General features: G+C 61.5%; 19 protein-coding genes. 3 read left to right on the forward strand and 16 right to left on the reverse strand.

The annotated features are described in order from the left end of the window. Positions 1–152: 152 nt before the first annotated feature. Positions 153–1,289: a zinc-binding metallopeptidase family protein gene (locus tag A3OO_RS0116895; RefSeq protein ID WP_018409032.1), complete on the reverse strand. Its 1,137-nt coding sequence runs from the start codon at positions 1,287–1,289 to the stop codon at positions 153–155. Between the two features lie 297 nt (positions 1,290–1,586). Between A3OO_RS0116895 and A3OO_RS0116900 the strand changes: the two genes are divergently transcribed. From A3OO_RS0116900 to A3OO_RS0116910, 3 genes are read left to right on the forward strand one after another with little or no spacing between them, the layout of a single operon-like run. After that, entirely contained in the window at positions 1,587–4,895 is a 3,309-nt protein-coding gene (locus A3OO_RS0116900) for a transglutaminase family protein (RefSeq protein WP_018409033.1), read from the forward strand. Beyond that, positions 4,885–7,398, forward strand: a complete 2,514-nt coding sequence (locus A3OO_RS0116905; protein ID WP_018409034.1) for a circularly permuted type 2 ATP-grasp protein — start codon at positions 4,885–4,887, stop codon at positions 7,396–7,398. Before A3OO_RS0116900 ends, A3OO_RS0116905 begins: the two co-directional genes overlap by 11 nt. After that, positions 7,395–8,276 (forward strand): transglutaminase family protein, encoded by an 882-nt coding sequence (locus A3OO_RS0116910; protein ID WP_018409035.1) that lies wholly within the window; start codon positions 7,395–7,397, stop codon positions 8,274–8,276. Before A3OO_RS0116905 ends, A3OO_RS0116910 begins: the two co-directional genes overlap by 4 nt. A 23-nt stretch (positions 8,277–8,299) precedes the next feature. Here A3OO_RS0116910 and hypB read toward each other — a convergent pair whose 3' ends face one another. From hypB to A3OO_RS0116990, 15 genes are all read right to left on the reverse strand, one after another. Continuing rightward, positions 8,300–9,235: a hydrogenase nickel incorporation protein HypB gene (hypB, locus tag A3OO_RS0116915; protein ID WP_026223089.1), complete on the reverse strand. Its 936-nt coding sequence runs from the start codon at positions 9,233–9,235 to the stop codon at positions 8,300–8,302. After that, positions 9,235–9,573, reverse strand: a complete 339-nt coding sequence (locus A3OO_RS0116920) for a hydrogenase maturation nickel metallochaperone HypA/HybF (RefSeq protein ID WP_018409037.1) — start codon at positions 9,571–9,573, stop codon at positions 9,235–9,237. The genes hypB and A3OO_RS0116920 overlap by 1 nt, the downstream gene beginning before the upstream one ends. 10 nt (positions 9,574–9,583) lie before the next feature. Further along, a complete protein-coding gene (gene hypE / locus A3OO_RS0116925) occupies positions 9,584–10,651 on the reverse strand; it encodes a hydrogenase expression/formation protein HypE (protein ID WP_018409038.1) in 1,068 nt (355 codons plus the stop codon). Continuing rightward, positions 10,648–11,790, reverse strand: coding sequence for a hydrogenase formation protein HypD (gene hypD, locus A3OO_RS0116930; RefSeq protein WP_018409039.1), 1,143 nt, complete (start codon positions 11,788–11,790; stop codon positions 10,648–10,650). Before hypD ends, hypE begins: the two co-directional genes overlap by 4 nt. Continuing rightward, complete coding sequence (locus tag A3OO_RS0116935; RefSeq protein WP_018409040.1) at positions 11,787–12,476, reverse strand: D-sedoheptulose-7-phosphate isomerase; 690 nt, start codon at positions 12,474–12,476, stop codon at positions 11,787–11,789. The genes hypD and A3OO_RS0116935 overlap by 4 nt, the downstream gene beginning before the upstream one ends. 4 nt (positions 12,477–12,480) lie before the next feature. Beyond that, positions 12,481–12,777 carry a HypC/HybG/HupF family hydrogenase formation chaperone gene (locus A3OO_RS0116940; RefSeq protein WP_018409041.1) on the reverse strand — a complete coding sequence of 99 codons (297 nt, stop codon included), beginning with the start codon at positions 12,775–12,777 and terminating at the stop codon, positions 12,481–12,483. Continuing rightward, positions 12,741–15,140 carry a carbamoyltransferase HypF gene (hypF, locus tag A3OO_RS0116945; RefSeq protein WP_040573957.1) on the reverse strand — a complete coding sequence of 800 codons (2,400 nt, stop codon included), beginning with the start codon at positions 15,138–15,140 and terminating at the stop codon, positions 12,741–12,743. Before hypF ends, A3OO_RS0116940 begins: the two co-directional genes overlap by 37 nt. Before the next feature lie 172 nt (positions 15,141–15,312). Further along, complete coding sequence (locus A3OO_RS0116955; RefSeq protein WP_018409044.1) at positions 15,313–15,801, reverse strand: hydrogenase maturation protease; 489 nt, start codon at positions 15,799–15,801, stop codon at positions 15,313–15,315. Continuing rightward, the gene (locus A3OO_RS0116960; protein WP_018409045.1) at positions 15,798–17,156 is read right to left on the reverse strand and encodes a hypothetical protein; all 1,359 of its coding nucleotides are present in this window, start codon (positions 17,154–17,156) and stop codon (positions 15,798–15,800) included. Before A3OO_RS0116960 ends, A3OO_RS0116955 begins: the two co-directional genes overlap by 4 nt. After that, positions 17,153–17,800: a DUF6084 family protein gene (locus tag A3OO_RS0116965; RefSeq protein WP_018409046.1), complete on the reverse strand. Its 648-nt coding sequence runs from the start codon at positions 17,798–17,800 to the stop codon at positions 17,153–17,155. The genes A3OO_RS0116960 and A3OO_RS0116965 overlap by 4 nt, the downstream gene beginning before the upstream one ends. Then, a complete protein-coding gene (locus A3OO_RS0116970; protein WP_018409047.1) occupies positions 17,793–18,416 on the reverse strand; it encodes a DUF5947 family protein in 624 nt (207 codons plus the stop codon). Before A3OO_RS0116970 ends, A3OO_RS0116965 begins: the two co-directional genes overlap by 8 nt. A gap of 18 nt (positions 18,417–18,434) precedes the next feature. Then, positions 18,435–18,956: a hypothetical protein gene (locus A3OO_RS0116975; RefSeq protein WP_018409048.1), complete on the reverse strand. Its 522-nt coding sequence runs from the start codon at positions 18,954–18,956 to the stop codon at positions 18,435–18,437. After that, on the reverse strand, positions 18,953–20,773 hold the full coding sequence (locus A3OO_RS21825; RefSeq protein WP_040573472.1) for a nickel-dependent hydrogenase large subunit: 1,821 nt from the start codon (positions 20,771–20,773) through the stop codon (positions 18,953–18,955). Before A3OO_RS21825 ends, A3OO_RS0116975 begins: the two co-directional genes overlap by 4 nt. A 17-nt stretch (positions 20,774–20,790) precedes the next feature. Beyond that, entirely contained in the window at positions 20,791–21,876 is a 1,086-nt protein-coding gene (locus tag A3OO_RS0116985; RefSeq protein WP_018409050.1) for an NADH-quinone oxidoreductase subunit B family protein, read from the reverse strand. Between the two features lie 420 nt (positions 21,877–22,296). Then, entirely contained in the window at positions 22,297–24,666 is a 2,370-nt protein-coding gene (locus tag A3OO_RS0116990; protein WP_245257181.1) for an alginate export family protein, read from the reverse strand. Positions 24,667–25,156: the final 490 nt, after the last annotated feature.

Consider the following 25,156-nt stretch of genomic DNA (forward strand, 5'->3'; position numbering starts at 1 on the left):
CCAAAGATTGGTCGGGCGCTGGAGCATGAGCGTGAGCCTACGCCTGAACGCACAGGCGCGCGTCGAGGTTTCACGCCTTCCGCTTTGATCGCAGGAGCGCGGCGCATCGTCAAACCGATCTATCGCCGTGACGCTTGCCGCTTCATCACAGCTCAAGAGCGCTTCGCCTGCGAGCTTGCCTGTATCGCAAATGGATGGATTAGCAACACGCGGCGCGCGGCGCGCGGCGCGGCGACAACGGCGTGGCGATGGGCGTGATCCATGAGAAGGCTTTGGACAAAGCTCAGCTTTTCTTTCACGACCGGGGAAATCACGAAGGGATAGATATCTGGCTGCCCCATCGATCGGTTGATGTTGTTCAACGCGAACGAAATATCCAGCCAACTATCGACCATCTCATTAATGTCGGGATAGCCGTAGGGATCAAAATCGACCCGCGCCGGAGAACCGTCATCCCGCCGCACCACGAGCCCTGCGCTGCGACCCGTTTCGAGCGTGTCGACGATATGCAGATAATGCGCGAAGGTTTCCGCAAAATCTTCCCACGCGTGACAGGAGGCGTATGCGCTTATGTGCTTTTGTCGCCAGTCGGCTGGTGGCCCTTCTTCATAATGTCTCTGCAGGGCGGCGGAATAATCTTCCCGCTCGTCTCCAAAGAGCTCTCGAAACCGCCAAAGATGATCGGAGTGCGGCACGATGCGATCCCAATAATAATGGCCGATCTCATGCCTGAAATGCCCGAGCAATGTACGATAGGGTTCCCCCATCTCGTCGCGCGCCTTCTCTCGCGCCGGATCATCTGCTTCCTTCAAGGCGATCGTAATCAAGCCGGAGTCGTGGCCGGTCAGCACCGGCCGTTGCGATGGCTCCTCAGCCAAAAAATCAAAGACGAGCGGCTCGCCGTCGTTCTCGGACGCCGTCGGCGCAGGAAGATTCAGTCTGATCAGGCTGTAAAATAGCCGTCGTTTGGCGGCTTCGATTTTCTGCCACGCCGCGTGGCGCTTGTCGTCCGACAAGTCAGGCACGATTCGATTATGCTGGCAGGCGAGGCAATACTCAGAGGGACCGCCCTTCTCGACCATCCAATTACATCCGTGCAGCTCCCAGTTTTTGCAGAAACGATATTCGCGGGTTCCGTCAGCGAGCGCGCGCCATCCGTTACCGACGGGTTCGACAGCGGTCATCTCGCCATGCGTCGGCAAATAGCCGAGCGTGTGCCCGCAACTTTCGCATTTGGTGTTCTCAAAAAGAATGCTCTGGCGGCAAACCTGGCATCGAAAGGCTTTCATGGAGGATCTTTCCGAACCGCGCTTGCGGCCTTAACTGCGCCGCTGGCGGAATGTTCCTGGTCAAGACAGAGCGGTGGTCGCTCGGGAGCCTTGGTCTTTTCCGGAGCATCCTATACCGGCGCCAATTGAATGCGCAGCCCGTATTCACCTGCTAGGCTTATTGCCGTAATTTCGGACAAAGCCGTCATTTTGGCGGCTATTCAGATTGACACTGCGCGGCGCGGGCCCGCTAAACTCCAGGCAGTGGCCCTGCGTCAGTTCTTGAGAGAATGACGCTGAAACGAGACGCTGATTAACGTGTCGATCCAGATCGCCCTTCACCACATCACCCACTACAAATATGACCGCCCGGTCGTGCTCGGTCCGCAAATCGTCCGTCTGCGCCCGGCTCCGCATTGCCGCACGAAAATCTTGAGCTACTCGCTCAAGATCGCGCCTTCGGAAAATTTCATCAACTGGCAGCAGGACCCGCACGGAAATTGGCTGGCGCGACTGGTGTTCCCCGATAGCGCGAGAGAATTCAAGATAGAGGTCGATCTGCTGGCGGATCTCGCCGTCTATAATCCATTCGATTTCTTCATCGAGCCTTATGCCGAAGAATTTTCGTTCGCTTATCCCGAGGAACAGAAAATTGAGCTTGCCGCCTATCTTGACCCCGAGGACGTGGGCGCCCTGACGGAAGACTTCGTCCGAAGCCTTCCGCGGCAAAAAACGCGGACAATTGATTTTCTCGTCGAACTCAACGCGCGGCTGCACCGCGACATTCGCTACGTCATCCGGATGGAGCCCGGCGTGCAGGCCCCGGAAGAGACTCTCGCGCTGGGATCGGGTTCGTGCCGCGATTCCGCTTGGCTTCTCGTGCAGGTCTTGCGCAAGCTCGGTCTCGCGGCGCGTTTCGTCTCCGGCTACCTCATCCAGTTAAAGGCCGATGTCGATCCGATTGAAGGCCCGAAGGGAACCGATCACGACTTCACAGATCTGCACGCTTGGGCGGAAGTTTTTCTGCCCGGCGCTGGTTGGATCGGTCTCGACGCGACTTCGGGACTGTTTTGCGGCGAAGGTCATCTGCCGCTATGCAGCGCGCCGCACTATCGCTCCGCCGCGCCTCTGTCGGGCCTCGTAGAGCCCGCCCAAGTCGAATTCGGTTTCGAGATGCGCGTCGATCGCATCAATGAGGCGCCGCGCATCACCGCGCCCTTTTCCCATGACGCATGGGGCCGACTTGACGCCTTGGGCGAAAGGGTCGACGCGGACCTTAAAGCGCTCGACGTTCGCCTCACCATGGGGGGCGAGCCGACATTCGTTTCGATCGACGACTTCGAGTCTCCCGAGTGGAACACGGCGGCGACCGGCCCCACCAAGCGCGCCCGGGCCGACGATCTTATTCACAGGCTGCGCGAGCGCTTTGCGCCAAACGGGTTTCTGCATTACGGCCAGGGCAAATGGTATCCGGGCGAAAGCCTGCCGCGCTGGGCCTTCGGGCTCTACTGGCGCCGGGACGGCAAGCCGATTTGGTCGCAGCCGCAACTGATCGCCGATATCGCCGAGCCGAAAGGCGCGACCACGGCAGCAGCGGAAGTCTTTGTGCAGGATCTTGCGGAGCGTCTCGGGGTGGGCGCCGAACATGCTTTGCCGGCCTACGAAGATCCCGCACATTGGATGGTCAAGGAGAGCGTCCTCCCGATCAATGTCGATCCCTCCGATCCCAAGATCGACGACGCGGAGGAGCGCTCTCGCATGATGCGGGTGTTCGAGCGCGGCCTGAGCAAGCCAACGGGTTTCGTCCTGCCGATTCAGCGCTGGAATGCGCGCGCCGACTCCCAGTCGCGCTGGACCTCGGAGAAGTGGACGCTGCGTCGAGGAAAGCTGTTCTTGGCGCCGGGCGATTCGCCTATCGGACTGCGGCTCCCGGTTGCATCCTTGCCCAAGCTTCCCGAAGGCGAATATCCGTTCATCTATCCGCAGGATCCCTTCGCGCCCCGCGAGCCGCTGCCGGAGCCCGGACATTTTCGCCGCATTCAAGGCGGCGGGGCGACGTCCGGGGGTCACGCGCGCCAAGACGTGCACGAACAGTCCCTTGTCGAGGGCGCCGTGCGCACCGCCTTCACCATCGAACCACGAGACGGCAATCTCTGCGTGTTCATGCCGCCCGTCGAAACGCTCGAGGATTATCTCGAACTGCTCGAGGCGGTCGAAGAGAGCGCCAAAGCGACCGGGCTGCCGCTCTATATCGAAGGCTATCCGCCGCCCGACGACCCGCGCCTCGAAGTGATCAAGGTGACGCCTGATCCTGGCGTCATCGAGGTCAATATTCACCCGGCCGCCACATGGCGGGAGGCGGTCGAAACGACGACCGCGCTCTATGAGGACGCGCGGCGGGCGCGATTGACAACCGCCAAATTCATGATCGACGGACGGCAGATCGGCTCGGGCGGCGGCAATCATGTCGTGCTTGGGGGCAAAACGCCAGCCGACTCGCCCTTCCTGCGCCGCCCCGACCTTTTGAAGAGCCTTGTGCTTTATTGGCAGCGGCATCCCTCGTTATCCTATCTGTTCTCCGGACTCTTCATCGGCCCCACCAGCCAATCGCCCCGCGTTGACGAGGCGCGGCACGACTCGCTGTATGAGCTGGAGATCGCACTGGCGCAGGTGCCGTCTCCCGGCGAAGGCTATGTGCCGCCGTGGCTCGTCGATCGTTTGTTCCGCAATCTGCTGGTCGATGTCGGCGGCAACACCCATCGCGCCGAAATCTGCATCGACAAGCTCTATTCGCCCGACGGACCGACCGGACGTCTCGGGCTCGTCGAATTCCGCGCCTTCGAAATGCCTCCCGACGCCCGAATGAGTCTGGCGCAGCAGCTGTTGCTTCGCGCGCTCGTCGCCTGGTTCTGGCGGGAGCCGCAGCACGGCGATCTGGTGCGCTGGGGAACGGCGCTGCACGACAAATTCATGCTGCCGCATTTCGTATGGCAGGACTTTCTTGGCGTTATCGATGATCTGCGCCGCGCCGGCTACGCCTTCGAAGAGGAATGGTTTGAGGCGCAGCGGGAATTCCGCTTTCCGCTCGCTGGAAGCGTCGAGCACGGTGGCGTTCATCTGGAGATCCGCGGCGCGCTCGAACCCTGGCATGTGATGGGTGAAGAAGGCGCGAACGGCGCCACGGTGCGCTACGTCGATTCGTCGCTTGAGCGCCTGCAGGTCAAAGCGAAGGGCCTCGTTCCGGGCCGGCACATGATCGCCTGCAACGGACGCCGGGTCCCGATGACCAGCACCGGAGTCCCCGGCGAGGCGGTGGCGGGCGTTCGCTTCAAGGCCTGGCAGCCGCCCTCCGGCCTGCATCCGACGCTGCCGGTCCACGCGCCATTGACCTTCGACGTGATCGACTGCTGGAGCAGGCGTTCGCTGGGCGGCTGCGTGTATCACGCGACGCACCCTGGAGGCCGTAATTACGACGCCTTCCCCGTCAACAGTAACGAAGCCGAAGCGCGGCGCTTGGCGCGATTTGAGGATCACGGGCACACGCCCGGACCTGTCGATCCGCCGCGCGAGGAGCCAGGCCAAGAGTTTCCGCTGACGCTGGATCTTCGGAGGAGCATTGTCCGCTGAGCGCCCGATTGAAACGGACAAGGCGTCGCAACGCGTTGCCGCCTGGATCGCTCAATATGCGCCGATGCACGACGCGCCGGATGAGCTTCTCGATCGTGATGGATGTCCGCGTGCGCACTGGCTCCAGTTCCTCGAATCGCTCGCCGCATTCGGCGATATCGGCCTTGAGCAACGCTTCGCCGCGGCCGGCCGCCGCATCGACGACATGGGAATTTCCTACCGGGTCCACGGAGAAACCAAGGAGCGCAGTTGGCCGTTAGGGCGTTTGCCGCTTCTGATCCCGGAATCAGAATGGCGCGATATTGCGACTGGCGTCGCACAGCGCGCCGAACTTCTCGATCAGATCCTGCATGACGTTTACGGCGAGGCGCGGCTTGTCGCGGAGGGCGCCCTGCCGGCCGCAGCCATCACGGGATCGCCTGACTTCATTCGACCGATGTGCGGAGTCGCGCCGCCTGGCGGACGCTGGCTTCGCTTTTACGCCGCCGATATCGGGCGCGGGCCCGATGGCGCCTGGCGGGTGCTCGGCGATCGCGCGCAGGCTCCTTCGGGAGCTGGTTACGCCTTAGAAAATCGGATGATCCTGTCGCGCGCGCTGCCGAGTCTCTATCGAGACATGAACGTCGAACGCCTCGCGCCGTTTTTCCGAGAATTCCGTGCGAGCATTTCCGGCGCGGCGCAACGCGTTGATCCGCGCATCTGCCTGCTGACGCCCGGCCCTTGGAGCGAGACCTATTCCGAACAGGTGAATCTCGCCCGCTATCTCGGCCTTACGCTGGTCGAAGGCGAAGATCTCGTTATGAGCGATGGCAAGCTGCATGTGCGCACCATCGCCGGCTTGAAGCGCGCCGATGCGATTTGGCGTCGCGTCGACGCTGACTGGTGCGACCCGCTGGAGCAGAACGCCGCGTCGCGTCTTGGGGTCGCCGGGATGTTCGAAGCCATCCGTCGCGGCGCCGTTGTCGTCGCGAACATGCCCGGCGCCGGTCTCATCGAATCGCGCGCGCTGATGAGTTTCCTGCCGGAGCTGTCGCAACGCCTGCTCGGCGAGAGCCTCAAACTGCCCAATGTCGCGACGTGGTGGTGCGGACGCGAAAGCGAACGCGATCAAATTGTCGAGGCCTTGAGCGACTACGCGATCAGCGGGGCGTTCAGCGACAGGCTCCCGGGATTTGGCGAACGTCGTGAGGCGTTCGGTCATGCGCTCACCAGCGAGGAGCGCGCGCGTCTGATCGACGCCATAAATCAGCGCGGCGTCGACTATGTCGCTCAGGAACCTGTCAATCTCTCCACGACGCCAGCCTGGGCCGAGGGCAGGCTGACGCCGAGACCTTTCGCCTTGCGTGTGTTCGCCGCCGCGACGGCTGACGGTTGGACGGTGATGCCCGGCGGATTCTGCCGAGTCTCCAACCGGCTTAGTGCGCGCGCCGTGTCGATGGACGCCGGCGCGCAATCGAGCGACGTCTGGGTGTTGACGAGCCATCCGATCGAATGGTCGACGCTGCTGCCGTCCGACGAGGATCCGCCGATTGTGCGCGCGCTCGGCAATCTGCCGAGCCGCGCCGCCGATAATCTTTTCTGGATGGGACGCTATCTCGAGCGCGCCGAGGCGACATTGCGCGTCGTGCGGTCGCTCGGGGCGCGGCTGGGCGAACTCCAGCACATCGATCTGCAAGGGCGCCAGTCGATCGAACGGCTTGCGCGACTGCTGATCGCCTGGGGCGCCGCCCCCGAAGACATGCCGGACATGGACCCGACGCAGATCGCATGGGCGGCGGCCGCAGGCGCCGACAATTACGGTTCAGCGCTTTCTGTCGTGCGCTATGCAAGACGCGCAGCCTCGATCGTGCGCGAGCGCTTGTCCCAAGATGTCTGGCAACTCATCGGACGTATCGAGACACGCCTGACGCGCGCGGGCGCCGGAGCGATAACGGAGCCCGAGGCGCTCGAGATCGTGGAGCGTTCGCTCCATACGCTGGCGGCTTTGTCCGGACTGATCGACGAAAATTTCAATCGCGTCGCCGGCTGGAGCTTTATTGATCTCGGGCGCAGAATCGAACGCGCCATCGGGACGTGCCGCTTCGCCCGGCAATTTGCCGGCGACGACGCGACCGTCGAGACGCTGGACGCCCTGCTCGATCTACTCGATTCGCAGATCACCTATCGCTCCCGCTACATCGCCGGCGCCGCACTGGCGCCTGTTCTCGACATGGCCATGCTCGATCCGTTCAATCCGCGATCCGTCCTCTTCCAGTCGATGCGTATCGACGAACATCTCGCGGCGCTGCCGAATCTGCGAGACGATGGAGTCATGGAGCCGCCGCGGCGACTCTCCGTCAAGCTGCGCGCCGAGCTCGAGTCGGAAGATGCGCGCCACTTGGACGCCGCGATCATTCTTGGGTTTGAGCAACGCCTGATGTCTCTCGCCGACAAAATCGCCGAGCGTTATTTCACGCATGGCGCCGATGGCGCCGCAAATTCTCAGCCGTCACGGATCGCGTGATTTACGATATCGCTCATCGCACGATCTACAAATATGACGCGCCCGTCGCTTCGGCGCGCTGCGCCATGCGCCTGATCCCGCGCAATGATCGCGGCCAAACAGTGCTGTCTCATCGTATTGAGCTGTCGCCATCGGCGGAAATCCTCAATGAAAGAATCGACTTTCACGGAAACCGGATCTGCGAAGCGCGCATTCTCAAGCCTCATACGAGACTGCAAATCGCCCTTGCCGCGCGCGTCGCGGTCGAACGGGCGCCGCCTCCTGCGCCGGCGCTGACGCCGGCATGGGAAATCGTGAGGAACGCCGCCTACGCGTCCGACTCGCTCGCAGCCTCCTCTCCCGCCCATTACATTTATGCAAGCCGCTTTGCGCCGTTGTTCGACGCGGCGACGCATTATGCGCGCAAAAGCTTTACGCCGGGTCGACCCATTCTCGAAGGCGCAATCGAACTAACGCAGCGCATCCACGCCGACTTCGCCTACGATCCGGATGCGACGCATATTGCGACGCCGATCGCCCAGGCGTTCGAACGCCGTCGCGGCGTCTGCCAGGATTTCGCGCATATCATGATCGCGGCTTTACGCGGCATTGGATTGGCGGCGTCCTATGTCAGCGGCTATCTTCGAACCTACGCCGCTCCAGGCCAGGCCCGGCTGGAAGGCGCCGATTCGACCCATGCATGGGTGTCCGTGTGGTGCGGGCCGGAATTTGGCTTCTTCGACCTTGATCCGACGAACGCGATCGTCGTTGGCAACGACCATATCGCCATCGCCATCGGACGCGACTATGCGGATGTTTCGCCGATCGACGGCGTGATTATCGGCGCCGGCGATCAAGATTTGGATGTCAGCGTCGACGTGAAAGAAGCAGCGATTTAGGAAGAACTCCTTTACCGGTGTCTTTACACAAGCGCCGGTTCCTTCGCCGCGCTCATCTGCGCGCGAATCCAGTCGTAAAGCATCTGCATGCCCGCGCCGGTCTTGGCCGAGACTTCAACGATTTCAGCATCCGGATTGACGCGGAGAATATTCTCTCGCGCCCGCTCCATCGAGAAATCGAGATGCGGCAGAAGATCGATCTTGTTGAAGATGACGAGCTTCGCGGCGCTGAACATATGCGGATATTTGAGCGGCTTGTCTTCGCCTTCCGTCGTCGAAAAGATCACCGCCTTGGCGTGCTCGCCGAGATCGAACAGCGCCGGGCAGACGAGATTGCCGACATTTTCGATGAAGACGAGCGCGCCGACGCTCGGCTTGAGTTCGGAAAGCGCGCGCGCGATCATTTCCGCGTCGAGATGGCATCCGGTCCCGGTGTTGACCTGAACCACCGGCGCGCCCGCGGCGCGAATGCGTTCGCCGTCGTTCGACGTCGCCTGATCGCCCTCGATGACGAACAGCGGCAGCTCGCCTGAGAGGTCGGCGATGGCGCGCTCGAGCAGCGTCGTCTTTCCCGCGCCGGGCGAACTGACGAGATTGAGCGCCACAATTTCGCGGCCCGCGAGCCATGCCCGGCATTTGGCGGCGATCGCGTCGTTCTTCGCGAGAATGCGCGTCTCCAATTCGACGCGTCGGTGGGAATCCTCGTGAGCGTGATCGTGATCGCCGTGATCGTGCGAATGCGCGTGGCTGTGATCATGCCCGTGCGCGTGACCCTGCTCGTGCCCGTGATGGTGATCATGAGCATGTTGATGTTCGCCATGAAGATGACCGTGGCCATGGTCCCCATGCGAATGGGCCGCCCCGTCTTGCTCCGACCCCGCCACGATCTCCGCGCGCGCGCCGGTCTGCAGATTGGTCAATGTAGTCCCCTGCCCTTGGCAGCCGCAGCTCGTGCACATTATGCAGCCTCTTCGACTTCGATGCTCTTGATGTTCAGCTCTTCGCCGCGCAGACGCTGGAACTGACGAGAGCCGCAGGGACACGCCGAAAGCATGTCGGGCGTGGGAAACTCCGCGCCGCAAACGTCGCAACGCGCCTCGGCGTCGACTTCGCGGATGTCCAGCGTCGCGTCTTCAACCGGCGTGCCGCGGGCGACTTCCGGAAAACAGAACGCGACGGCCTGCGGCTCGACGCCCGACAATTTGCCGATCTCGAGCGTCACGCGGCGCACGCTACGCCCTTGCGCGGCCTGCGACGCCAGTTCGACAATGCTGCAAACAATCGAGAGTTCGTGCACGTCGGCTCCTTTAGCAGATGCGCGGCAATTGCTCGCCGACCAGCATGTCGACGATGCGCCGGCCGCCGAAAATCGTGCGCATGGTGACGCGACCCGGCTCGCCCGCGACGACGCTGCCGATGACGGCCGCCTGCCTCCCCAGCGGATGCGCCCGCATGGCCTCAACCGCCTGTTCGGCCTCGTCGGGCGGGACAATTGCGACAATCTTGCCTTCATTGGCGAGATAGAGCGGATCGAGGCCGAGAATTTCACAAAAGCCACGAACCTCATCGCGCAGCGGCGTGACGGCCTCGTCAATGTCGATGGCGACCTGTGCGGCTTCGGCGATTTCATTGAGCACGGTCGCCACTCCGCCGCGCGTCGGATCGCGCATGAACCGCGTGTTCGGCGCCGCATCGAGCAGGCTTGCGATAAGGCCCTGCAGCGGCGCGCAGTCGCTCTCGATCGGCGACTGCAACGCCATATCGCCGCGCGCCCCAAGAATTGCCGCGCCGTGATCGCCGAGCAGCCCGTTGACGAGCACGGCGTCACCCAGTCTCGCGCGATGCGCGCCAAGCTCGACGCCTGCGGCGACGACGCCAACGCCGGTCGTGGTGATGAACATCTGGTCGCAGGCGCCCTTGTTTACGACCTTGGTGTCGCCGGTGACGATCTTCACCCCGGCCTCCTGCGCCGTCGCCGCCATAGACCTTGCGATCTGCCGCAGAAAATCAATCGAGACGCCCTCCTCGATGATGACGGCGCAAGAGAGATAGAGGGGAAGCGCGCCGCCTACCGCGAGGTCGTTCACCGTGCCGCAGACCGCAAGCTTGCCGATGTCGCCGCCGGGAAAGACCAATGGGTCGACAACGAATGAGTCGGTCGTAAACGCCAACCGGTCGCCATATTGCGCAAGATCCAGAAGATCGATCCGCGCCTGATCGTCGAGCGGCGCCAGCATCGGATTTTCGAAGGCCGCGACAAAGACGTCGTCGATCAAATCCTTCATCGCCTTGCCGCCGCCGCCATGCGCTAGCGTGACGGTCGGCACATGCACCTTGCCGCGCGAACGTCGGGGTGGGATGGAAATCATGTTCATGCGGCGCTCGCCTCGTCGTCGCGGCCCCGCTTTATGCCGCCATATTGGTAGTATGCCGCGCAAGCGCCTTCCGACGACACCATCAACGCGCCGAGCGGCGTCTCAGGCGAGCAGGCGCGGCCGAACACTTTGCACTGCCAGGGCTTGATGACGCCCTTGAGGACTTCGCCGCACTGGCATGACTTGGGATCGGCGATTTTTGCATTGGGCACCGCGAATTTGCGCTCGGCGTCAAAGCCCGCATAGGCGTCGCGCACTTTGACGCCAGAGTGATCGATGGAGCCGAGCCCGCGCCATTCGAAAAATTCGCGCAGTTCATACACCTTCGCAACCGCCTGCAACGCGACGGCGTTGCCCCCTGCCGGCGCGACGCGCGCATATTGATTTTCGATCTCGCAGCGTCCCTCGTCGATTTGCCTCAGCAACATCCAGATCGACTGTAAAATGTCGAGAGGCTCGAACCCTGCGATCACCATCGGCTTCTTGTAGTAACGCGCGATAAATTCATAGGGCGCATCGCCGATCACCATCGAGACATGGCCCGGTCCCAGAAATCCATCGAGGCGCAGGTCCGGACTGTCGAGAATCGCCTTGATCGTCGGAACGATGGTGATGTGATTGCAGAAGATCGAAAAGTTCTTGATCCCTTCACGCTCCGCCTGCAGCACGGTCAACGCCGTCGACGGCATGGTGGTCTCGAAGCCGATGCCGAAGAACACGACCTCGCGCGCGGGATTTTTACACGCGAGCGCCAGCGCATCCATCGGCGAATAGACCATGCGCACGTCACAACCGTCGGCCTTCGCCTGCAACAGACTCTTGCGTGAGCCCGGCACGCGCATCGCGTCGCCGAAGGTGGTGAAGATCACCTCCGGCCGCTCGGCGATGGCGACGCAATCGTCGACGCGTCCCATCGGCAGCACGCAAACAGGACAGCCGGGTCCATGCACGAGTTCGATGGACTTCGGCAGCATCCCTTCGACGCCGTAGCGGAAGATCGAATGCGTGTGCCCGCCGCAGACTTCCATGATCTGCAGCGGTCGACTTTCGTCGCGCTTCATTCGCGCAAGCAGGCGCTCGATATCCTTGACCAGAACATCGGCCTTCGTACGATCGCGAAATTCGTCGACATATCTCATGCCGCGACGTCCTTGCTTATGGCCGAGCCGCGGTCGTCGGCGAGCAGCGTGTGAACCAGGTCCCACAGGATGTGATAGGCGGCGACGTGACACTCCTGGATGCGGTGGACCGACGTCGTGGGCACGACAAGGCAATGATCGCAGATCCCAAACGCCATCCTGCCGCCGTCGCCGCCGCTAAAGCCGATGGTCGTCAGACCCATCTCCTTCGCCTTCACGAAGGCGGCGATCAGATTTGCCGAATTGCCACTGGTGGAGAGGCCGACAAGCCCGTCTCCCGCCCGGCCGTGAGCGATGATCTGGCGCACGAAAATGTGCTCGAAACCTACGTCGTTGCCCACGGCGGACGTCATCGCCACGTCGGCGGTGAGATTTATCGCTGCAAGCGCTGGCCGACCGGCGGTGATCGGATGGAGGAACTCCACGGCGACATGCGAGGCGTCGCAACTGGAACCGCCATTGCCCATGGTGAACATCCGGCCCCCGCGTCGATAAACGGCGGCAAGCGCCTTCGCCGCGTCGAGCAGGACCGACGCCTGCTCGCCAAAAAATCTCACGCTGGTCTCGCGCGACTCGCGCGCCTTTTCGGCAATCGACTGCATGAGGCTCGCGTCAACGGCGGCGGGATCCTGCTCCTTGCCATGCAGGAACGGATAAAGGACCTCCAATGCGCTCTTGCTGGTCATGATCCTATTCCTTGGCCGCGACAGCGTCGGTGAGCGTTTGCATAGTCTCGAGTTCGGCTTGGAGTTCGCCAAGCTCTTGCAGCAATCTGAGCGTCTCCGCCGCCTCCGCCTCGTTGATCCGGCTCATTGCAAAGCCGACGTGGACAAGAACCCAATCGCCGACGCACGACTCCACAGGATGCGCTTCATCCACGATGCAGCTGATGTTGATCTGCCGGCGCACCCCGCTCACGTCAACGGTCGCGACGAGATCGTCGGCATTGTCTATGCTAACGATGCAGCCGGGGATGCCGAGGCACATGCGCCGTCCTTTCCATCTCTTATCATGTCGGCTCTCATCAGATGCGCGGCGCCGATGGCGGCCTGACCCATCGAGAGCCCGCCATCATTAGCGGGCGCGTCAGCATGTGTGAGCACCGTGAAGCCAGCCTCGCACAAACCGTCGTAGACGCTTTCGAAAAGCAGGTGATTTTGAAAGCAGCCGCCCGATAGCGCCACCGTTTCAAAGCGTCGCGCAGCCGCCAGCCGCACGGCGACTTCAGTGATTGACTGCGCCAGACCGAGGTGAAAACGGCGCGCAATGGTCTGCGCCGAAACGCCCTGCCGGAGGTCATCGAGAATTGCGCGCCACATCGGCGCCGCGTCGACGTCGATGAGCGCGGACTCGGAAATCCTGAGCGCATAGCCGCGTGTCTCGTTTGGCGCCGCGGCCGCGAGCGCCTCAAGTCGGGCCCCGGCTTCGCCTTCATAGGCCTGACGGTCGGCGCAAACGCCGAGCGCGGCGGCGACCGCATCGAAGAGACGTCCGCACGAGGAGGCTAACGGCGAATTGAGGCCTTGGGCGATCATCCGGTCGATCGTCGCAAGCGGTTTGCCCTCCAAGGCGCTCCAATCGCCGAACGTGGAAGGCGTTGCGTCGAACGCGCCCGCGGCCCTAAGATGCGCATAGAGGTTTCGCCAAGGTTCGCGCACCGCCTGTGCGCCGCCGGGCATGACGACCGGCTTCAACCGCGCCAGCCGCTCGTAGCCAAGATAGTCGGCGAGCAGGAACTCTCCGCCCCATATCGTCCCGTCATCGCCAAAGCCTAGGCCGTCGAGCACGATCCCGAGCGCCGGCGGCGCATCGAGCGATTGACCGTTTTCGGCAAGGCAGGCGGCGACATGGGCGTGATGATGTTGAACGTCAATCAACGGCAAGGTCCGTGTGTCGGGCTCTGCGCGTCCGAGTTTCGACGACAGATATTCAGGATGCCGGTCGACGACGATCGCCGTCGGCGCATGATCAAACAGGCTCCGATAGAGGGCGAGGTTCTTCTTATAATCATCCAACGTCGCCGCATTCTCGAGATCGCCTTGATGCTGCGACAGGATCGCCTGACCGTCCTTGACGAGGCAGAAGGTCGCCTTCAGCTCCCCGCCCATCGCCAACAGGTCGGGCGCCTTCTCGAAGCCGCTCGGCAAGCGCAGCGGCGCGGGCGCGTAGCCGCGGGCGCGCCGAAGAACCCGCGATCGCCCGGCCATGACCCGCACGACCGAGTCGTCAACGCGATTGGCGATGGCGCGATTATGCGTCAATGCGAAGGAGGCGATTTCGGCAAGCTGTCGGTACGCCTCCGCGTCATCGACGACGGCGGGCTCGTCTGAAATATTGCCGCTCGTCATCACGAGGGGATGTTCGAACTGATCCATCAATAGCAGATGCAAGGGCGTTGTCGGCAGCATGAAGCCGAGCGTGGCAAGTCCGGGCGCGACGGCCTCAGGCAAATGCTCAGGACCTGTTGCGCGCAGCAGCACGATCGGCGCCTCAACGCTTTCGAGCGCGCGCTCCTCGACGGCGTCGATTGCGCAGTAGCGACGGATAACGCCAAGATCCCGCGCCATCAGCGCGAAGGGCTTTGCGTCACGACGCTTCAAACGGCGCAGGCGCGCGACGCTTTCAGGGCTGGTCGCGTCACACGCGAGATGATAGCCGCCCAGTCCCTTAACGGCGATGATGTCGCCCTGCGCGATAAGCCCCGCCGCAATCTTTACCGCGTCGGCGTCGCCGGCGCGCGGAACTTCCGCTTCACCGAATGCAACCAGCGATGCAGTCGGCCCACACGACGGGCAGGCCACCGCTTCTGCGTGAAAACGGCGATCATTCGGATTGCGATATTCCGCCTCACACGCCGCACACAAGGCGAAGGGCGCCATCGTGGTCGTCGCGCGGTCATAGGGAATGGCCGTCACAATGCTGAGGCGCGGTCCGCAATGAGTGCAATTGGTGAACGGATAGCGATAGCGGCGTTCGTCTGGATCGCGCAGCTCCGCCGCGCATGCGCCGCAGAGCGCCGCATCCGGCGCGACCTGGGTGCGTGCGGGTCCGCCGATGCTTTCGGCTATACGGAACTCCTGTGGCAGACGGCCGCTGTAGCGCCGCCTTTCGATGCTGTCGATATGCGCGAGCGGCGGCGGGTCTCGTTCGATTCGCCGAAGCAGCGCAGCGACGCGCGACGGGTCGCCGCTGACGCGCAATAATACGCCCTCGCCGTCATTGAGCACCTCGCCGGCAAGCCCCAATTCACGCGCCATGCGCCAGACCGCCGGGCGAAAGCCGACCCCCTGCACCCGCCCGCGCACCCGAAATTCGAGCGCCTGCGATGGCTCTACCGCCGCGAAACTCATGATCCCTGTCAGCCTCACATATTGCTGATCTTGATATAGCGATAGAGGTCCTTCGCATTCATGATCAGCAGTCCGAGGATGATAAGCCCCAGGACGATACCTGTAATCTCCCATCCGCTCATGACACTTCTCCATTTACCCGATGCGCGGCGCTAGCGCGACATGCGCCAGTTTACGTCACCATCATTTCATCAATCAGCACTTCGACGGTCTCCGCAGCGACGCCGACCGCCGCCGCGACAGGCTCGCTCAGCCCCATGACGCCTTCGTCGCCACCGAAGGTCAACGGCTCGCAGGCGACCAGCAGGACGCGCCGGCAATTCCCGCCAAGCGCCGACGCCAGATGAAGAACTTTTGCGGGATCGAGCTCATGCGGCGAAAGCGCCAGATCCTCGGGTGTGGAGTCTCCCGCCGCGATCAGGTCGGGCTCAACCACTGAGACGACGCCCGGCGCTTCCCCCCGCTGGGCCGCATCGACGAGAATCACAGCGTCATAGCCGTCCATCAGCGCATAAGTGAGATCGATCCCGCGAATGCCGAAATCGATCACTCGCGCGCCGTCCGGCAGCTTCGCCTGTGAAAGCCTGCGCGCCACCTCGACGCCGAAGGCGTCATCGCCATTGAAGATGTTGCCGACGCAGGCGACGAGGATTGAGGTCATGGCCCATCACCCGCAGCAATCGGCTCGATCTCCTCCTGACTGAAAAAGAACCGATGTCCAGGAAAGCCCGCCGCGCCGAGATCCCGACCCGGATCGTCAATCAACGTCACCGCGACATGGATCCGGTCCTCGAAATCGCGCTCGATCGCCTCGACGATCGCGATCTTGTCTCTGAGCGCGATGTCCATGATATCCCCGCCCGCTTTCGGGCGTAGTCGCACGCGGGAGCCGACGCACAGATAGCGTCCGCTCTCCAGCAGCGAGACGAGGCGAGGCTTTTCATGGTCCCCGCCCATCGGCGGCGGTTCAATTTCGCTGGCCTGAGACTGGTGATTGCGCATGACGCCATGAAGCCGCGCCATGTCCTCGGCGGTCAAAGCATGCGTGCGCTCCAGAAGCGCGCGCGCACGGGCGTCGACGGACGCCATCTCGCGTTTCTCGGCGTCGGTCATCGCGAGGATACGAAGCGTCAGGATTTCGTCGATCTCAGTGCCGTCGAACAGGTCGCCGGGACTTTCAGGCGCGATCGCCGGATGATCATAGAGGATGATCGGCGAAGCGAGCATGGCGCTATTGTCTCGTCCCCCGACCAGCACCGGGAAAGCGCCGACATTTCGGCACTGCCCCGCAGCCTCCCGCAAATCATCTGGAGGATCGAGCAACGAGACGAACGCGCCATCTTGAACGGTGAGGATCGCATGCGTCGAGGCAAAAGCGCGAAGTTGCGCGGCGGCGCGTTCATCACGAAGCGCGCCCGTAAGCGGCGTGACGTTCTCGATCCCGATCGTCAGCTTCCACAAATCAGTTGCGAGCTTCTCCGCCTTCGCTTCGACCACGCCTTCGATCGTTTGAGACGTGCGAATGAGAGCGGCGACGGTGCGACCGCACCGATCTCGGACTGGCTCGAATTCGCGCCCACCTTTGAAGCAGAACGGAGTCACGCTGGCGGTGCCTTGAACATCGGCGGCCCGCAGCGGCCCGATAACGATCTCCCGTTCGATCGCCTCCTCCCAGGCCAGCAACTCCCGACCGTCGATGTTGAGGCTCGGAACGCGCGTGAGCGCCGGGTCGCCCTCGTCCGGAAGCTCTCGCGTCGGCGTCGCCAGGCGTCCGACCTCGCGCGTCATGACCTGCAGGAATCGACAATGGACGTTGAACGCCGCCTGCTCTCCGCCCCGCAAGAGAACCTGCGTCTCCATGCGCGAGGCGTCGCCCTGCTGATCGAACGCCTTAGGAAAGACGCCGCCGAACGTCCAGCGCTGACGATTTTTTATTGACGATGGCCGATAGGGATAAAGGATGTAGCCCTCGTAAAGAACGGCGTTGGCGATCGCTCTGATGGAGTCGAGTTTCATGTCGCCTCTGCCGCGCTGGCTTCGAGTAGCGCCTGCAAGGCGCGTTCAAATGTCGGAAGTCCCTGCCGGCGCCGGTAACGGTCCAGGTCCTCAAAAGCGTCGCGATGCAGACAAAGCCACATGCTCTGCGGATAGTAGTGCTCCATCATCGCGCGCCATACGCCTAAGGGCAGGCGATACGTGCATTCCTTGCTCCAAGCGACTTGCTCAATCTGCAGCCTGCCTTCGCTGTCGCGGTAAAAAATCGAGCCGCTGAACAGAAAATCGAGCGGAACGTCGCCCTGCTCCAGCCCATGAAAATATTTGGTGGCTGCAATGTTGAAGTCATAGCTGCAAGGCGCCGGCAGATCGACCATGCGCTCAGGGTTGACGGCGGGAACGGAAACGCTCGCATGCGTCCAAAGGAAACTCCGCATGGTTTCGCCCCAGCGCGACGGGTGACCGAAGAGATCGGAAAGCCGATCGTGCTCATCGCCTTCATAGCGCCGCCGCGCAGGCTCGATGCGAATCTGGCAGTTCAACATCACGTTGAGAATGGGCAGGTCAGGCGTCTTGTTTACGACATGCAACGCAAACAGCAGCAGCGGCGCCGCCGAATATTTCTCGACTTTGACGTCTTCGATGCGAAAGTCGAGATCAACCATGAACCCTGTCCTTCGTCTCGACGTCGTCTCGCAGCGTCCTGAAATAGTCGCGAACGGCCTCCCAGACCTCTGCGCCGCCCGACAATCCGCGCCAACGCCTTCGGATCAGGCCGACGAGCGCATAGCAGCGATCAACCGAAACGAGATAGTATTCCCGTGCGCCATTCATTCGATTGACGAGCAACGCCTCGACATCCGGATCAAGGTCGGCCAGCGTCGGATTGGCCGCGACCAGTCGCGACCAGCCGTCGGGGGCAAAAGGAGACTCGATCGCTCCGGCCGGCCCTGGATACATCGCCACGGGACCCTGCGCCGGCGTGCTGTGGAACACGAAGGCGAGATCAATCGGGATCCGAAAGCCCTGCCATTCGTCGTCGCTCAGATCGAAGTCGTGAAGCGCATCAGCGCGTGCCCGCAAGGCGGCAAAACGCTCACCCCCGCTCAAGAGGAACGCACATTGGGGACAAGCACAAAAGAACTTTCGCGTCGCGCGCTCGACCAAATGCGCGTGCCGGGAAGCGATGGCCTTCGAGCAGAACTCGCAATGCTCTTCTTCCGTCGTGCGCACGAAGCGCCGCAGCCGAGACGCCCAATTCCCCGATTCTATTCTTTCCATGTCTCGCCTTTTTCTTTTTTAGGCGGCGGTTTCGGCATAAAAGGCTGTCATGTCCATTTCGATCAAAATATCGTCGAGGTCCGGCGCCGCGTCGGTGAGCGCGTTCTCGATCTCCAGCCGCAACTGATCGGTAGGCTCAGCGACGCCATTCCTTTGCAGCTGAACCATTGCAAAGGCTCTACTCGCGCTCATGAGGCTCACATGGAGGCCGCGGGCGCTCCACTGCGGTAGCATGCGCGCGATGACCTCCTGTAAACGATCCTCCACGCTCTGCGGATGCAGCCCGTGGAGGAGCAATATTGCCCGAAGGTCCCGATCGTCGATGATCTTCTCGAGTAAGGCGGCGCCGTTGTCAGATGCCGCAATGATCGCGCTGAGCCGCGCGAGCGATCGGGCGTGCAAATCGAGCAGGAGCGCCAGCAACTCGCGCGCCGTCTCGCGCCCAGTCGCGTCGGCGATGCTCTCGAGCGTCGCCATCAGCTTCTCTAACCGGGCCAGAGACTGCTCCAGCGTCTCCGTCCCGCGCGCCTCCCCACTCATGGCTGTTGCTTTCGCGACGCGCCAAACATGGGCGAATGCATGCTCTTAACGGTCTTGCCGCCGCCGACATACATATGCACGCCGCATGGCAGACAGGGATCGAAACTGCGCACCGCGCGCATGATGTCGATGCCCTTAAACTTGTCCGGACCATTCTCTTCGAAGATCGGCGTGTTCTGAACCGCGTCCTCGTAAGGCCCCGGCGTTCCGAAATCGTCTCGGGGCGTCGCGTTCCACGGCGTCGGCGGATAGGGATGATAATTGGCGATCTTCTTGTCCTTTATGACGAGATGGTGTGACAGCACGCCGCGCACCGCCTCGTGGAAGCCACAGCCAATCGCCTCGTCCGGAACCTCGAATGGCGTAAAGGTCTTGGTGCGGCCCGCCTGAATCTCTGTAAAGGCCTGCTCCAGGAAGTAATATGCCGCGGCGGCGCAGTAGGCTTGAAAATAGGTGCGCGCCCGATCGCGTTCGATCGCGTTGCTCCACTTTGGAACCTTCCATTCAAACTCCACCGCAGGTTTGAGCGCCGTCTTGGGGAGATTGATCTTCACGCTGTCGCCCGTCGCTTTGACATAGCCGTTCATGTCGACGAGCCCCGCCAGCGCCGTCGAAAACAGGCGCGCGAAGGCGCCTCCGCCGGTGTCGAGAGGCAGATGATCTCCGCTGCTCTTGTCGAGCCAGCGCGGACACATGACCCAGGAATAGTTCTTGTCGAAGTCGCGCTTCTGCGGCCTCGGGATGGTCGTCTGATTCCACGGATGCTTCTGATCGACCGGATTGCCCAGCGGGTCCGTCTTGACGAAGGTTTCGCAATTGTCCCAGTCCTCGTAATAGGACTGACCGCGCAGGATGCGAATCTGCAGATTGATGTCGACGAGGTCGGTCGTCACAAGCTTGCCGTCGACGACAACGCCCGGGGTGACGAACATCTTCCGGCCCCAGTCGGTCATATGCTTATAATTGTAGTCGCAATAGTTCGGGTCCTGAAACGCGCCCCAGCAACCCAGCAGAATTCGTCGACGTCCGACTTCCTCGTAGCCGGGCAGCGCTTCATAAAAAAAGTCGAACAGATCATCGTGCAGCGGCACGCATTTTTTCATGAACTCGGCGTAGCGCACGAGTCGCGTCAGATATTCGGTGAAGAGCTGGTTCGACGGCACGGTGCCGACGCCGCCCGGATAAAGAGTGGAGGGGTGCACATGGCGCCCCTCCATCAGGCTGAACATCTCACGCGTGTAGCGGCTCACAATCAATGTCTCACGGTAGAATTCGCCGGAAAATGGATTGAGCGCGGTCATGATGTCGGCGATCGTGCGATAGCCATGAGCGTCCGAGTTTCGCGCCGGGGTCCGTTGCGCCTTTACCCAGACGCTTGGATTGGTTTCCTTGACCATCTGCTCGCAGAAATCGACCCCGACGAGATTGTCCTGAAAGATATTGTGGTCGAACATATACTCCGCGGCTTCGCCGAGATTGATGATCCAGTCGGCGAGCGGCGGCGGCTTGATGCTATAGGCCATATTCTGCGCATAGACCGAGCACGTCGCGTGATTGTCGCCGCAGATTCCGCAAATGCGGCTGGTAATGAAGTGGGAATCACGAGGATCTTTGCCCTTCATGAAAATGCTGTAGCCACGAAAGATCGACGACGTGCTGTGACATTCGGCGACCTGCCGATTCTCGAAATCAATTTTGGTGAAAATTCCCAGACTGCCGACGATTCGGGTAATCGGATCCCAATTCATCTCAACGAGATTTGGCGACGCTTTATGGGGGCTCGGAGACGCGGAGCGACGCGTTGCAAGGTCGACCATGATCGCAGTCCCTTACTTTAGAGTGGATGAGTTTTGTTCGGCTGATCAGGATCGTACCCGGTGGTGTAGGTCGGCTCCCTGTTGCGCCACTTCGGCTCCTTGTTGAGCGTGTGATTGGTGATTTTGCGCAGATTGCGGATCAGCACGCCGTAGGGCTTCACCAGAACCGATGAAATACGGGCGCCGGGCGGTTCGTCCATGAACGGCATGAACTTGTCGGGAAAGCCCGGCATGGTGCAGCCGATGCAGATGCCGCCGACGTTCGGGCAGCCGCCGAGACCGGCAATCCAACCGCGCTTGGGCACGTTGCATTGAACGACCGGTCCCCAGCAGCCGATCTTCACCAGGCACTTGCGCGAACCATATTCTTGCGCGAAATCGGCTTCTTCGTAATAAGCGCCGCGGTCACATCCCTCATGAACGGTGGGACCAAACAACCAGCGCGGACGCCCGTGTCCATCGACAGGAATCATCGGCGCCAGACCGGCAAGCTGGCGCAGCAGGTAGAGAAATGTCTCCATGAAATTGTCCGGCTGCACAGGACAGCCCGGGACGTTGACGATTGGCAAACCGGCCTTCGATTTCCACTCGGCGCCAAGATAGTCCTGAAGGCCCATGCAGCCGGTGGGATTGCCCTTCATTGCATGAATGCCGCCATATGCGGCGCATGTTCCGGCGCCGATTACGGCGAGCGCCTTTGGAGTCAAACGGTCGATCCATTCGGTCGTTCTGATTGGCTCTCCGGTCGCCGCATCCGTCCCAATCGCCGCCCAATACCCATCGCCGCTCAGCTTCTCGTTCGGGATGGAGCCTTCGACCACAAGGACGAAGTTTTCGAGTTCGCCCCGCGCGCCTTGATGGAAGGCCTTCATGAAGTCATCGCCCACTTCGTAGGAGAGCACTGCATTATGCAAGCGCACCTTCGGTAGGCCGGGGATCGCTCCGAGGATGACATCCTCTATGCTCGGTTCGCTCGCGGCGGTGATGGAGACGGAGTCACCGTCGCAACTCAGTCCCGCCGTAAGCCAGAGCACGTCGAGCTCTTCGATTGCGGATGGAGGCCGCTCTTTTCCTTTGGGAACTGGATTGGGGTCTGGAGCCATCGGTCAATCCTTTCACCAAAAGACGTGGCGACGGAAAGTTTCAAACCGGGGCGTACCTGCTCAGCTTTCGCTTTACGGGCTGAAGAGTCAACGCAACCATCGGACGGGTAGCGGTGGCGTACAGGCCTGTCACGGCCGAAGGAAAACTCTGGAACTTGAGAAATGTTCCTAGGAGGGAACAAAATGCGCAGCTCGTGCGCCATGCCGGACCACCAGAACACCCCTGCGGGGCGCGCAAGCCTTCCCCCATGCGACGCATTTCTTCCGCCAGGGCTGGCGCGTTGAACCGTGCATCTGCGACCGCAGTTCCCGGTCGAACGAAATTGAAGGCGAGCGCGATTGAAGCGTCCACGAAAGCGCGCTTCAGAAGCGAACTGGCGCTGCCTTAACTGACGCAGCGCCTCGCACTTCAGCTTGAGCCTATTTCGTCTCTGCGATGCTGATGAGATCGAAGTGACGGTTGACGCCGGCATGGATCAGGTTGCCATTGAAGCGCGTCGAGCTTGACGCGCCATAGGCGTAAAAGCCGTTCGTCTGCGCCGCGAAATTGAACCCTTGAGCGGCGCCGAGATCGTAGCGAAGATAGTCGATCTTAACGCTCCACTCGGGCGTAAACATCCATTCCGCGCCGCCGCCCGCCGTCCAGCCGATCAAGCTGTCCTGATAGACGGGATTGACGAGCGTCTGGTTGGCGCCGCCGATACGGCGGGTAAATATCGCGGCGTTGGAGGTAACGCCGCCATAGGCCATGCCGCCGGTGCCATAGACGGCGAGCGTCGGGGTGACGAGATAGCCCAATCGGCCGCGGATCGTTCCCAGATAATTGAGCGTCGCGGTGCGCTGCGCATAGGTGGCGAAACTATTGCCTCCCCCCTGCGCGAGGGTCGCTTGCCACCGCGTGTCGGTGTTGCCCGAAACGCCGTGCAGATCCGCCTCGGCGCCGGCCAAGAAGCTGTCGAAGAACTTCCAATTGGCGCCAATCTGGAAACCGCCGATGAAGCCGGCGAGATGGTTCGTCTGGTCGATCGGCGTCGCGCTGGCAGCCACGGCCGGACTCGCGGCAGCTGCGCCAAATGGCCAGGGCTGCACGAACGATCGCGGGCTCGACCAAGCTCCGCCGCCGTTGAGGCCGACGTAAACGTCAGACCAGCTTGGCGGCGGCGCAGGCCGCGGCGGAGGCCCCTCAGGCGAGAAGAGAGCGAGGAAGTCCGAGCCCGGCGGCTTGGTGATCGGATTGCCGTCGCCAAAGGCATTGGCGGTGACTTCCAGATAGAAGAAGTCGGTCGGGCGCCCGGTCAGGCCATTCGTCGTCGTGGTCTGTCCGGAGAAAGATTGCGGGAAGAACGGCTGCAGCGCGACCGGCGGCGCAAAGCTCGATGTGAACGAACCTGGCCAGAAGCGCGCGTAGCTCGCGGTCAGATTGATGAACTGATTGAGTTTGTAGCGGATGCGCAGATCATATTCCGTCCCGATGAACGTGCCTCTGTTGCCAAGCGGCGCAAAAAGATTGGCGCGGTCCCAGGCCGCCGCCGCGCTCGCCAGCCAGTAGGCGCTGAACGCCGTATCGATCCGAAGATCTTTGAAAGGCGAAAATTCGATGCGCGCCTTAGGCGCCTTGACGTTGTTCCAGGCGATATAGTCGTTGCGCGAGAACGGCTGGTTGAAGCCATAGAAGATATCGAAGGTCTGATTGACGCTGTCGAACGGACTCTTATTGCCCGAGCCATAGGCGTAGTTGGCGCTGATCCGCGGCTTCCATGGATGATCTGAAAATGTGTAGCCCGCCTCGAATGCATAGGCGATGGCGTCATGCTGCACCGTCGTCTGCACGGCGTTTTGGACATTCCGAAACTGACGGAACTCACCGGTTTCGCCAAACTGCTTATTGATGTCGAAGTCGTAATCAAAATCATTGATCACGCCGTAGACGCGCAGGCCAGGCGCATAAGTATCGCGATGAAACTTCAGCGCGTTCGAGACGTTGAGCGGATCCCCATATTGCTTGCGGCCCAAGAAATAAGGCTGGATCGTCGCATATTCCGACCAGCGGCGGATGCTGAACACGCTGCCGTAGATCCAGTTCTGCCAGTCAGGTCGGTCGAACTGATATGGATAACGAATGACCGGCCGCATCAGGAAACTGTCGATATCCCAGTCATTATCCTTCTTGCCGATTTTGATCCGGAAGCCGTCAAAATTGTTGGTCGTGTTGCGGAACTCGTTCTCGGCGATCAGACGGCGGTCGAGCAGCTCGAGGTGAAAGCGCCCAGCGCGAAGCGTTAGAGGCCGATCGTTGCCGAGATCGTCCTTGCCGAAGGCGTCCTTGAAAAACAGTTCGCCATAGCCGGAAATGAGCTCCGTCTGATTGATCTCCTGGCCTTGATATTCATAGATGCTGTTGTAGGCGCGCGAGTCCTGAAATTCGACGACGAATCGAAAGGGATCGAGAATGTTCTGCACGCCCAGATACGCCCGCGTGCGCGACAGCCAAAGCGAGTTGGGAAAATACTTGCGCTGCGACGTCGGCGGATTGGTCGTCGTGCTCGTCCACGGCCGATAATCGTCCTTGCGATATTCAAAACGCACGCGTGAATCGAGGCCGACGTTCAACCAGTCGATGCCTTCGAATTCCTTGTAGGTCTTCGCCAGATTGCGCACATAGGGCGGGATGTCGGGCTGCGGCTCCAAACGATAGCCGCGGGTGGGCACGTAATAGCTTTTCTTCTCAGCCGGCGCTCCAGGCGCCCCGGGACCAGCAGCGACACTCTTGCCCTCGGTCTTCGTCTTCACTGACTTTTTTTCCGGCGCGGCCGCTTTTGCGCCGTCATCCGACTGACCCCCATTTCCCGCAATTTCCTTCGAGGGTGCTTTGTCTTCGGCGCCCGCTATTTCGGGAACGCTAAGGGCAGCGCCGACAACGGCGCCAAATGCGGCTAATCTTAACTTCTTACTGTTCTTGCTTGTCGACATCGACGTTTGTCCCGTATCGCTTAACCCGGACTCCGGTTGGCGCTTTGATCGACGGACCGATATGTAAACCGTATACATATCGGATATGCCGTTACGGTCGATCTGTTAAGCTCATGTTTTAATCAACTCGATTTTCGACTTGCGCTGTTGTGAAATCGCCACAGTAAACGCAACATTGCAGCCCGCGCGCTTAATTTTCGCTTTGACATTCCAGCCACTCTCTCTGGGCCGCAGAGGTTGCCCTTCTGCGACCATTTTCCGTCCACGCCGCAAGAGGCAGTAAAGCGAAACCTTGGCTTTTTGTCTATCG

This window comes from Methylocystis rosea SV97 (assembly GCF_000372845.1).
Classification (GTDB): Bacteria; Pseudomonadota; Alphaproteobacteria; order Rhizobiales; family Beijerinckiaceae; genus Methylocystis; species Methylocystis rosea.

Coding starts and splice junctions, on each gene's coding strand:
- A3OO_RS0116940 (WP_018409041.1), bottom strand. CDS start 12,777: ATGTGCCTCGGCATCCCCGGCTGCATCGTTAGCATAGACAATGCCGAC.
- A3OO_RS0116965 (WP_018409046.1), bottom strand. CDS start 17,800: ATGGTTGATCTCGACTTTCGCATCGAAGACGTCAAAGTCGAGAAATAT.
- A3OO_RS0116970 (WP_018409047.1), bottom strand. CDS start 18,416: ATGGAAAGAATAGAATCGGGGAATTGGGCGTCTCGGCTGCGGCGCTTC.
- A3OO_RS0116985 (WP_018409050.1), bottom strand. CDS start 21,876: ATGGCTCCAGACCCCAATCCAGTTCCCAAAGGAAAAGAGCGGCCTCCA.
- hypB (WP_026223089.1), bottom strand. CDS start 9,235: ATGTGCACGAGCTGCGGCTGCCAAGGGCAGGGGACTACATTGACCAAT.
- A3OO_RS0116895 (WP_018409032.1), bottom strand. CDS start 1,289: ATGAAAGCCTTTCGATGCCAGGTTTGCCGCCAGAGCATTCTTTTTGAG.
- hypD (WP_018409039.1), bottom strand. CDS start 11,790: ATGAGATATGTCGACGAATTTCGCGATCGTACGAAGGCCGATGTTCTG.
- hypF (WP_040573957.1), bottom strand. CDS start 15,140: ATGAGTTTCGCGGCGGTAGAGCCATCGCAGGCGCTCGAATTTCGGGTG.
- A3OO_RS0116960 (WP_018409045.1), bottom strand. CDS start 17,156: ATGAAACTCGACTCCATCAGAGCGATCGCCAACGCCGTTCTTTACGAG.
- A3OO_RS0116935 (WP_018409040.1), bottom strand. CDS start 12,476: ATGACCAGCAAGAGCGCATTGGAGGTCCTTTATCCGTTCCTGCATGGC.
- hypE (WP_018409038.1), bottom strand. CDS start 10,651: ATGAACATGATTTCCATCCCACCCCGACGTTCGCGCGGCAAGGTGCAT.
- A3OO_RS21825 (WP_040573472.1), bottom strand. CDS start 20,773: ATGGTCGACCTTGCAACGCGTCGCTCCGCGTCTCCGAGCCCCCATAAA.
- A3OO_RS0116975 (WP_018409048.1), bottom strand. CDS start 18,956: ATGAGTGGGGAGGCGCGCGGGACGGAGACGCTGGAGCAGTCTCTGGCC.
- A3OO_RS0116955 (WP_018409044.1), bottom strand. CDS start 15,801: ATGACCTCAATCCTCGTCGCCTGCGTCGGCAACATCTTCAATGGCGAT.